Here is a 10000-nt window from a genome sequence, read left to right on the forward strand (position 1 = left end):
GCTGAATTCGTCAATGTGGCCAAAATATCTCAGGCCTCTGTTGCACGCTTGATTGAATACCAGGCCGAAGATATTGATATCACGACAGAAGCTGAGTTGAAAAAGTGGGTGCGTGACCACGAACTGATGGAATATGAAATGGACTGTCTGTCAGAGCTTATCGAACTGGTGACGCCGTTAAATGATGGTTTTCAGCGTGAACAGGTGCAAATGCTAAAAGCCTGGGTTCGTGAGCAAGGTTTGAGCAATTTAGGGATGGAACTTGTTCCCGAAATTCAAAACTCAGACGTCTGAAAGTCTTGCAGTCTGAGGCAATAGTTCTTTTAGAGTCAATGCTTTAACTTTATAGAAAAGTCATAAAATTTTTCTTGCATAATAACTAGTCGCTGCTTAAAATGCGCGCGCTCGAAAGGCAAGTCTCCCGAAAGGGAGTACACGCAAAGCTGCAGATCTAAGGGGAAACCTATGATGGCTGGGCTGCCGTAATCTTGTGGTTACGTAGGACGCATCTAAGCCAGTTTACTGGTATCAAAGCTCCTCCTTTCGTGTTCGCTGATGAATAACAGCAATAATGCTGTTGTTGAAGTTTCAGCCTGTTTACACAGACCAATCAGCCTGATCTGACGATCAGTGTTAGCCAACACCGGAGCTTATTATGAAATTTAAATTTGTTGCTTTAATCGCTATCGCCGCCGCTCAATTTGTTGCACCAACTGCTTCAGCAAACGACCAGATGGTTCAATCAATCTGTGCTTATGTTGCTGATAACAACAAAAATGACCTGCGTAAAGCATTGTCTGATAACCGTTTACGTTTAAAAAGCATCTACGATGGTATCGTATGTAACGGTTTGCCTTTAGTGCGTCATGCGATCAAACACAACGCCGCTGATACTGCCGAGTTCATCATCAAGCAGTTACCAGGCAGCCAGGTTGCTAAATCAGGCGACGTAGAATGGGCGACCAGCAACGGTTTTGCTGCTTCTCCAATTCTGGAAGCGATCAAAGCCCGTAGCGCAAGCTAATAGAATTTGAAGTTAAAAAAGGCGCCTGATGGCGCCTTTTTTATTGGCTGTTACTGAGCTTCGGCTCATAGTCTGGGGAATCAGGCTTGCCAGAGCCGATACGCCAATTGCCCCGCGACTTTTTCTTTCAGTAATTGCCATTCTGCTGGCAGTTGATCCACAGCCAGTTCTTTTTCTGTTTCCAGATAAATTAAAGCGCCTGGTTTGAGCCAGCCTTGCTCGGCCAATGCTTTACAGCAAGGTATGGCCATATCGTGCCGGAAAGGTGGATCAATAAAAACCAGATCAAATTGACGCTGCGCTGGTTTTTGTAACCACAACAAAGTGTCGGTTTGCTGAACTTCAGCCTGATCACTACCAAGACTTTTTAAGTGCTGTTTCAACAGTTGAGCGGCTTTGGCATCTTTCTCCAGTAATAAGACAAAATCGGCGTACCTTGATAAAGCCTCTAAACCTAAACTACCACTGCCCGCAAAACAGTCCAGCACAGAACTACCTGCCACATCCTGCATTAACCAGTTGAACAACGTTTCTTTCACCCGATCTGAGGTAGGTCTTAATCCTGCTGCATCCAATACAGGTAAGCGCCGGCCTTTCCATTTGCCACTGATCAGTCTGACAAAACCTGGTCCCTGATGCGCCGGAGCGCTATTTCGGCCCTTTACTGTTTTCATTGAGTATTTTTGTCCTGCATCTTAAAGATGGTACTATATGAGTCAATTTTACCTTAGTTTTCGGATCTTCTGGCAGCGACCTTTATGACAAAGCAAAATAAACTCTTCTCCTGGCTTGGTTTTGGTAAAAAAGCAGAGGCTGCACCTGCTGAAACAGCAGCAGAACAGCAAAATCTGCCTGCGGTGCAACAGGCTGACCCTCAAGTACAAAAAGCTGAAGCTGATGGGATACAGACAGAAGTCACTGAAACTAAGGACTCAGTTCAGGTCAATGAGTCAGAGCCTATGGCTCCTGCTCCCCAGGCCAGTATTGTTCCCGCCATTACTTTGCAACCTCAACCCGCAGAGCGGCCTGGCTTTTTTGCCCGTCTGAAACAAGGACTGACTAAAACCAGCCAAAATTTGGGTAACGGTTTAGCCAGTCTGTTTTTAGGCAAAAAAATCGATGACGATTTATACGAAGAATTAGAGACTCAGCTGTTAATGGCTGATGTTGGGGTTGATACCAGTCAAAAATTGATTAAACAGTTGGTACAGCATGCAGATCGGAAGCAGTTAAAAGATGCTGATGCTTTGTATGACAAACTGCAGCAGGAAATGGCCCTTTTGTTGGATGAAGTTGAACAACCCCTACAATTGCAGGGGGCAGAGGGTCCTTTTGTTATACTGATGGTGGGGGTCAATGGCGTGGGTAAAACCACCACTATAGGCAAAATGGCGCAGCAGTTTAAGCAACAAGGTAAATCAGTGATGTTAGCTGCTGGCGATACGTTCAGAGCTGCAGCTGTGGAGCAGTTACAGGTGTGGGGCGAGCGTAATGCGATTCCAGTGATCGCTCAGCACAGTGGTGCTGACAGTGCTTCGGTGATTTTTGATGCTTATCAGGCAGCCAAAGCCCGTGGCATAGAGGTATTGATTGCCGATACCGCTGGTCGTCTACAAAACAAAGCTCATTTGATGGAAGAGCTGAAAAAAATTGTTCGGGTGATGAAAAAAATCGATGCCCATGCCCCACATGAAGTGATGCTGACACTGGATGCCGGCACAGGACAAAATGCGTTAAGTCAGGCTCGCTTATTTAAAGAAGCTGTCGATATTACCGGGATCAGCTTAACTAAGCTTGATGGTACAGCGAAAGGTGGGGTGATTTTTGCGATTGCTGACCAGTTTAAAGTCCCTATTCGTTACATTGGTGTTGGCGAAGGCATTGATGACTTGCGGGTGTTTGACAGTAAAGATTTTATCAAGGCATTGTTTGCCAGGGATCTCTGATTATGTTGCGTTTTGAGCAAGTCACAAAAAGTTACAGCGGTGGTTTTGTCGCGCTGGATAGAGTCAGCTTCCATCTGGAAAAAGGTGAAATGGCTTTTTTAACAGGACATTCCGGAGCTGGTAAAAGTACTCTGTTAAAACTCATTAGCCTGATTGAAAGACCGACCACAGGCAAAGTTTTTATCAATGGTGTGGACTTAAGCCGGGTCAGTAGAGGGCAGGTGCCTTATGTGCGCCGAGATATAGGCATGATTTTCCAGAATCACAAGCTGCTGATGAACCACAGTGTGTTTGACAATGTAGCCTTACCTTTGGTGATTGAAGGCTTCAGCGGCAAAGATATGATCAAAAGGGTGCACGCGGCTTTAGATAAAGTCGGGCTGCTGGATAAAGTGCGTTGCCTTCCACATACCTTATCAGGTGGTGAACAACAACGTGTAGGCATTGCCCGAGCCGTAGTGAACAGACCTCCTTTATTGTTAGCGGACGAGCCAACAGGGAATCTGGACCCGGATTTATCCAAAGATATTATGAATGTATTTGAAGCCTTTAATCAGGTGGGCGTTTCGGTGTTGATTGCCAGTCATGATTTGAGCTTGTTGGCGCGTATGAGATATCGCACTTTGACGTTAAAAAATGGCCGTATGATCAATGACGGTTTAACGTCTTATGGAGCAGACGAATGAGTATTTTATTTCAGGGCCGAGCCACAGGAGCGACGGCGGTGAAACAAAGTCTGTGGAACAGATTTGTTATGTTTTGGGTGCATCATCTGCGTCAGGCCATGGCCAGCTTAGGGGAGATTTGGCTTACGCCCGCTTCTTCATTATTAACGGTCGCCGTATTGGGCGTCAGTTTGACCTTACCTGTAACTTTGCATTTAATGGTCAAAAACCTGCAGCAAGTCAGTAGCAGCGTTGATCAGGCTGCGCAAATCAGCTTGTTTTTAAAAGCCGATACCAATGAAACCCAGATAGCTGAACTCATTGCTTTATTGCAAGCTAACCCTGAGGTGGCGGATGTGCAATTTATTGATAAAAGTCAGGCGCTGGCAGAGTTTACTGCAGAATCAGGTTTTGGTGATGCTTTAAGTTATATCGAAGACAATCCTTTACCTCATGTCATACTGGTTAGTCCAAAAAATACCTCCAGTGTAGCGGCTTCGGCTTTGCTCGCCACCTTACAGCAAGAGCGTTATGTAGAGCTGGCCAAGCTGGATATAGGCTGGCTGGAGCGATTGGACGCCATTGTCAGTTTAGTGCGTCAGGTGGCTATTGCTGTAGCTTTGTTACTGATAGTGGCTGTACTGCTGGTCGTTGGGAATACGATTCGACTCATGATCCTGAATAAAAAGGATGAAATTGAAGTGATGAAATTGGTTGGAGCGACCAATAGTTATATTCAGCGTCCTTTTTTGTATACAGGGATCTGGCTTGGCTTTTTTGGTGGCATTCTGACCTTTTTAATAGAAGAAGTACTGCTGTGGTGGTTAAAACAAGCCATCGTCAGCGTGACTCAGCTATATGAAAGTAGCTTTACTCTGCAACCTCTGAGTTTGGCAGAGTTAGGTTATTTGTTGTTGGTTGCTGTTGGCTTAGGCTTTGTTGGCTCCTTGCTGGCAGTCCGGCGTAATATCAGCCAAATCGAAGCCACAGGTCTGTAAATCCAGGGCTAATGCTGTTGCACTGCCAGCAAGCGTTGGCCCCATTCCACAGCTTCAAAATAAACCAGATTTAAATCAACAGATTCTGGAACCATGCGCGATGACAGCTGAGTTTGTTGTTGCCATAGACCCTGTTCAAAAGCGCGTTCGATAGCCAAATAGTCTGCCAACACACCGATGTTTTCCAGCAGAGCCTGTTTTATTTCAGGTAACAGAGGTAGCTGAGCCATTAACTCTGCCAAAGGTTGCTCCAATAACGCATCCACCAACGAAAACAGACCCGTTAAAAACGCCGCAGGAGGGTTTTCCTGATCGCCACGTATATTCGCCAGTCGATCACAAAAACGTGCTCTGATCAAAGACATCACCAGCAGCTCATCAGAATGACCCTCTGCAAGGTTGGCCAGAGCCAGTAGCGAAATAAATTTCTTTAGTTCGGCTTCTCCCATATAGACCATGGCATGCTTTAGTGAGCCTATACTTTGTTTACGGGCAAAGTTGGCGCTGTTGATAAACCTTAACAACTTGTAGGACATATCTAAATCCCGTTCAACTATGGCCGCCAAACCGTCGAAATCTAACCTTATCTTGCTGGATTCACTGATCAGGGCCAGCAAATTCAGTTTGTTGCTGCCTAGTTGTTTGTGTTTTAACATTTCAGGCCTGGCAAAAAAGTAACCCTGATACAAGTCAAAACCCAGTTGTTTTAGTTGTTCGTATTCATCCGCAGTTTCTACCTTCTCAGCCAGTAGAGTGACAGGGTAGGCGGCAATACGGCGCAGATATTTGCTTATTTGCAATATATTGAACATCTGCACATCGACCTTAATGATGCTGATGTAAGGTAAAAATACGTCCCACTTGGCGTCAAAGTTATGGTCATCCAAAGCGAGGCGATAACCCATTTTATGCAGCTCTTTACAGGCAGTCAGCAGTTCATGACTAATAGGTACGGTTTCTAGTATTTCAATCACCATACTATTGGGATCAATAGAAGTAGGGAAATGGTGGATTAATGTGTCCGCAGAGAAGTTTATAAAGGCCTGCTTACCGCCTGTTATTTTCTCAACACCCAATAATAAGTGGTGTTGAGTGATCAGTTTGGATGTGGCCTCATCGGCATCAATATTGGGAAAACAATTGTCCACTCCGTCTCTGAATAACAACTCATAGCCAGTGACGGTCTTTTGGCGATCAAAAATTGGCTGACGCGCGACATAACAATACATTGAATTAGCCTTGCTGATTTTTATTGTATTTATAAGCGATGATCACAAGTTCTAAATTTATCATATAAGAAAAACCTATGCCTACATATGAATTGATATTATTAAAAATTTGGGCTTATTCAATTAGGGTCTTAAAACCAGTAAATTTTTTTAGCACTCTCCGTTAAAGAGTGCTAATATTTGAGCCAATCAAGCGATTAGGGGGAAAGAACATGACTCAGGCTTCACAAATGATGACTCTGACAGTGGCTGGAAGTGGCAGCCTTGAAGCTTACACTCATGCGGTAAGTACTATCCCAATGCTCACAGCAGAAGAAGAACGTTCTTTAGCTGAAAAATTGCAACAAGACGGCGATTTAGAATCGGCCCGCGTTTTAATTATGTCTCACCTACGTTTTGTAGTGCATATTGCCCGTAGCTATTCTGGTTATGGTTTGCCTATCAGCGACTTAATTCAGGAAGGTAATATAGGCCTGATGAAAGCAGTGAAACGTTTTGATCCTTCCGTGGGGGTGCGTTTAGTGTCTTTTGCGGTGCACTGGATTAAAGCTGAAATTCATGAATTTGTGCTGAAAAATTGGCGTATTGTCAAAGTGGCAACTACAAAGGCACAACGTAAATTATTCTTTAACCTGCGTAAAGCCAAAAAGCATTTAGGCTGGTTCAGTAAGGAAGAAGTACAAAGTGTTGCTGATTCGTTGGGGGTTCCTGTGCACGAAGTGCTGGAAATGGAGTCCCGTATGAGCAACCACGATATGCCTTTTGATGCATCGGATGATGAAGACGAAAGCAACTACACTGCTCCGGTGTTTTATTTGCAGGATAAAGGTTCAGATTTAGCCAACCGTATTGAAGAAGACCAATGGGATAACGCATCAGTAGACAGATTACAGGCTGCCATGCGTACGCTGGATGAACGTAGTCAGGATATTATCCGTGCTCGTTGGCTGGACGATCAAAAACTGACATTGCAGGAATTGGCAGACCGGTATCAGGTTTCTGCTGAGCGGGTTCGCCAGCTAGAAAAGAACGCAATGAAAAAACTTCAGACAGCAATGGCAGCTTAATAAGCAGCGCCAAGCAGTCGGCATCCACTAATGAGGGTCAGAGTAAAACTAAAGCGGCGGTTTAGTTTTACTCTGACCCTTGTTGTTTAATAACTACTTCCCAACTGATAAAAAGGTAAAGAGTTTGTCGGCTTTTTAACAGCTTCAGGCAAAGACCAGGGCTTTTGAGTCAGGACAGGCGCTGGTTTTATCGGGGCCAAGGTTAAAGGGTTGAGCAATTCAGGTATATCCCAGTTTTGGCTGTACATGGCAATGATAGCCTCTGGTTCTTCTATTGCAGGGAGATAAACAGGTTCATTGAATTCTACTTTTGCTTCAGTATGCATTGGTTTTTTCTCACTAGTGGTTGCTCTGGCCAACCGTGCCGGTTCCCGTTCAGGTAAAGACAAGGGCACATCTGCCGTTTGTGCTGCGGTCATCACTTCATAGTCTGCTGGCAGTAAAGCGGAAAGCTTCACAACTTCTATACCTTGTCCTGTTAAATCTGCTAAATGTTGTTTCAGGTAAGCGTAAGTTTCTGGGTAGGGATGGCCAATAGCTATAGCAGATTGGTGCTGTTTAGCTAATTTAATCATCAACTTAAATTGTTTATCTAAAGCTTTATAAGACCTGTCGTTATCCAGAAATACCTGACGGGTTAACAAAGGGATCTGGTGTTTTTTGGCATAAGCAGCAGCCTGACTGCGGGCTGTGGTTTTGCTGTCGAGGAAAAACAGCTGACGTTTGGCGATGTACCCTAAAGTCCAATCCATCACTTTGGCCTGCTCAGTGAAGTAGCTGCCCATATGGTTATTGACGCCTATAGCGTAAGGCACATCAGCAAAAGCTGCCTGCAATTTACGCTCTATTTCAGGCCGACTCATAGTAACTTTTAACGCATTTTTACTTAAGTCGGCTCGCCGCGCAGACTCCATTGGCATATGCAAAATAACGTCCCGCTGCTGCTGATACGCTGCTTTAGCTACCTCGTTGCTATGCGGCGTGTGAGGGATCACAGCAAAAGTCAGATCATAAGGTAAGGCCAATAGTTTGTAGTCAATCTGATGGTAGCCAATATCATCGATCACTATAGCCACTTTGGCGGCAAAAGAGGGCAAACTGCAAAGCGCAAAAGCTAAGCTCAGTACATACTTCATTCACTAGGATCCTGCGCGTTTCTGTAACCAGGTAATAGGATTAATAGCTGTGCCTTTTTGCCGGATCTCAAAATACAATCCGGCCTGAGCCTGACCACCACTGGCACCCACTAAGGCCACAGCTTCACTGGCGTTAACCGACTCACCTGGTTTTTTTAATAAAGTTTGGTTGTGGCCATACAAGCTCATCACACCATTGCCATGGTCCAGCACTATGACCCAGCCATAGCCCTTTAGCCAATCAGCATAAATCACCTGACCATCAGCTACAGCTTTAACTTTAGAGCCTTCGGCCGCAGCAATTAAAATGCCGCGGGAACTGACACCAGCCAGACGTTTTTCGCCATAGCCCTGTAAAATATCGCCCTGCACAGGCCAGGGTAATTTACCTTTGGTTTTGGGCAGATTTAACCGCTTTTTAGCCGCTATAGCCGCAGCCTTTAGTTTACCTAAAGTACTTTGCAGGCTTTGTTCATTTTGCTTCAGGTAGTCCAGCTGTTGCGCTTGATCCGTCAAAAAGCTTTTCATTTTTTTCACAGATGCCAACTGACTGGTTTTGGCGTTGAGCAGTTCTTGCTGCTGTTGCTTCAATTGAGCCTGCAATTCCTGCTGTTGCTCAGCCTTTTGCTGGAGCTCGAGCTCTACTTGTTTTAACGAATCCGCTGTCTGTTGTATTTTGCTGATTTGTTGCATCCGCGCCTGATTCAGATACTGATAATAAGTCAGCACCCGTTCCAGCTTATTACTGTTTTGCTGGTTGAGCAGCATTTTGGTGTAATCATGGTCACCTGTCACAAAAGCGCCTTTGAGTTGCTGTGCAAGCAAAGACTTTTGTAATTCGAAACTTTGTTGTAACTGTTGCTGTTCAAGTTCCAGTTGCTGCTGCCGCTGATGCACTAGTGCAAGTTCGTCATTATTTTGCCGAATTTGTCGCGTTAGTTTTGCCAGGGATTGATCGGCGGATTTCAATAATTCCTGCGCCTTACTAAAAGCTTTTTGCTGTTGCTGCAGTTCCTGTTCGGTTTTCTGTATTTGACCTTTGAGTTGCGACAGTTCCTGTTGCACCTCTTTTTGGTCCTGAGCCAGCACTGGCATCGAGCCTAAACAGAGCAGCAGAGCTAAGCTCTGCTGCATCTTTATTTTATAGTTCACAGATCTAAATGGCATTAATTTAACTTCATGAGAATTTTGCCTGTCATTTCTGGCGGAATAGGCATACCCATCAAGTGCAGCATAGTTGGGGCTATGTCACTTAAAATACCGCCTGACGTCACAGCAGCATGACGGCCTACATATATCAATGGTACAGGATCACTGGTGTGGGCGGTATGAGCCTGACCAGATTCCGGATCCATCATTTGTTCGGCGTTACCATGGTCGGCAGTGATTAAACATTCCCCCCCCACTTGTTGCAAGGCATCTACCACACGACCAATACAATGATCGACAGCTTCAACAGCTTTGATGGCGGCAGATAAAATACCTGTGTGGCCCACCATATCGCCATTTGGATAGTTGCAAATAATCACATCAAACTCACCGCTGTGAATAGCATCGACTAGCTTGTTGGTCAGCTCGGTGGAATTCATTTCCGGTTGCAAATCGTAAGTGGCCACGTTAGGAGATGGCACCAGTATGCGTTGTTCACCGTCAAATACATCTTCACGACCGCCGCTAAAGAAGAAGGTGACGTGGGCATATTTTTCAGTTTCTGAAATACGCAACTGAGTCTTTTGATGTTTAGCAAGCCATTCCCCCAAGACGTTGTTCAGACTTTCTGGTGGGTAGGCACATGGTGCTTTTATATCAGCCGCATATTCTGTCAACATCACAAAACTGGAAAGTTGTGGTTGGTATTCACGGTTAAAACCTGAGAAATCCGCATCTATAAAAGCGCGACTAAACTGACGGGCGCGGTCTGCGCGGAAGTTCATA

At 45.0% G+C, this 10000-nt stretch carries 11 protein-coding genes and 1 riboswitch; of the genes, 6 read left to right on the forward strand and 5 right to left on the reverse strand.

Features of this window, described 5'->3' with window-relative positions; translation table 11 throughout:
* Together LDL40_RS09970 and LDL40_RS09975 are read left to right on the forward strand one after the other, a co-directional pair.
* A partial coding sequence (locus LDL40_RS09970; RefSeq protein ID WP_300995186.1) for a DUF416 family protein occupies window positions 1-294 on the forward strand: 294 nt, incomplete at its 5' end.
* A gap of 107 nt (window positions 295-401) precedes the next feature.
* A riboswitch (cyclic di-GMP riboswitch) is annotated at window positions 402-485 on the forward strand.
* A gap of 170 nt (window positions 486-655) precedes the next feature.
* On the forward strand, window positions 656-1024 hold the full coding sequence (locus LDL40_RS09975; protein WP_300995187.1) for a DUF3718 domain-containing protein: 369 nt from the start codon (window positions 656-658) through the stop codon (window positions 1022-1024).
* A gap of 80 nt (window positions 1025-1104) precedes the next feature.
* On the opposite strand, the gene rsmD is transcribed toward LDL40_RS09975, so the two are convergent.
* A complete protein-coding gene (gene rsmD, locus LDL40_RS09980) occupies window positions 1105-1698 on the reverse strand; it encodes a 16S rRNA (guanine(966)-N(2))-methyltransferase RsmD (protein ID WP_300995188.1) in 594 nt (197 codons plus the stop codon).
* An 84-nt stretch (window positions 1699-1782) separates the two neighbouring features.
* On the opposite strand from rsmD, the gene ftsY reads away from it, so the two are divergent.
* From ftsY to ftsX, 3 genes are read left to right on the forward strand one after another with little or no spacing between them, the layout of a single operon-like run.
* Complete coding sequence (ftsY, locus tag LDL40_RS09985) at window positions 1783-2970, forward strand: signal recognition particle-docking protein FtsY (RefSeq protein ID WP_300995189.1); 1188 nt, start codon at window positions 1783-1785, stop codon at window positions 2968-2970.
* Window positions 2971-2972: 2 nt separating this feature from the next.
* Window positions 2973-3656, forward strand: coding sequence for a cell division ATP-binding protein FtsE (ftsE, locus tag LDL40_RS09990; RefSeq protein ID WP_300995190.1), 684 nt, complete (start codon window positions 2973-2975; stop codon window positions 3654-3656).
* Entirely contained in the window at window positions 3653-4633 is a 981-nt protein-coding gene (gene ftsX / locus LDL40_RS09995; protein WP_300995191.1) for a permease-like cell division protein FtsX, read from the forward strand. Before ftsE ends, ftsX begins: the two co-directional genes overlap by 4 nt.
* A gap of 8 nt (window positions 4634-4641) precedes the next feature.
* Here the strand turns inward: ftsX and LDL40_RS10000 are convergent, their stop codons facing one another.
* Window positions 4642-5862, reverse strand: a complete 1221-nt coding sequence (locus tag LDL40_RS10000; RefSeq protein WP_300995192.1) for an EAL and HDOD domain-containing protein — start codon at window positions 5860-5862, stop codon at window positions 4642-4644.
* Between the two features lie 212 nt (window positions 5863-6074).
* Here LDL40_RS10000 and rpoH point away from each other — a divergent pair, with 212 nt between their 5' ends.
* A complete protein-coding gene (gene rpoH / locus LDL40_RS10005) occupies window positions 6075-6929 on the forward strand; it encodes an RNA polymerase sigma factor RpoH (protein WP_300995193.1) in 855 nt (284 codons plus the stop codon).
* A gap of 86 nt (window positions 6930-7015) precedes the next feature.
* Here the strand turns inward: rpoH and LDL40_RS10010 are convergent, their stop codons facing one another.
* The 3 genes from LDL40_RS10010 to gpmI all read right to left on the reverse strand — a co-directional run.
* Window positions 7016-8065 carry a divergent polysaccharide deacetylase family protein gene (locus LDL40_RS10010; protein ID WP_300995194.1) on the reverse strand — a complete coding sequence of 350 codons (1050 nt, stop codon included), beginning with the start codon at window positions 8063-8065 and terminating at the stop codon, window positions 7016-7018.
* Window positions 8066-8068: 3 nt separating this feature from the next.
* Complete coding sequence (locus tag LDL40_RS10015; RefSeq protein WP_300995195.1) at window positions 8069-9232, reverse strand: murein hydrolase activator EnvC; 1164 nt, start codon at window positions 9230-9232, stop codon at window positions 8069-8071.
* Window positions 9232-10000: 2,3-bisphosphoglycerate-independent phosphoglycerate mutase (gene gpmI / locus LDL40_RS10020; protein ID WP_300995196.1), on the reverse strand; the 769-nt coding region annotated here is incomplete at its 5' end. The genes LDL40_RS10015 and gpmI, both read right to left, overlap by 1 nt.

Origin of the sequence: Rheinheimera sp. (assembly GCF_020217005.1) — a bacterium.
Taxonomy (GTDB): Bacteria; Pseudomonadota; Gammaproteobacteria; order Enterobacterales; family Alteromonadaceae; genus Pararheinheimera.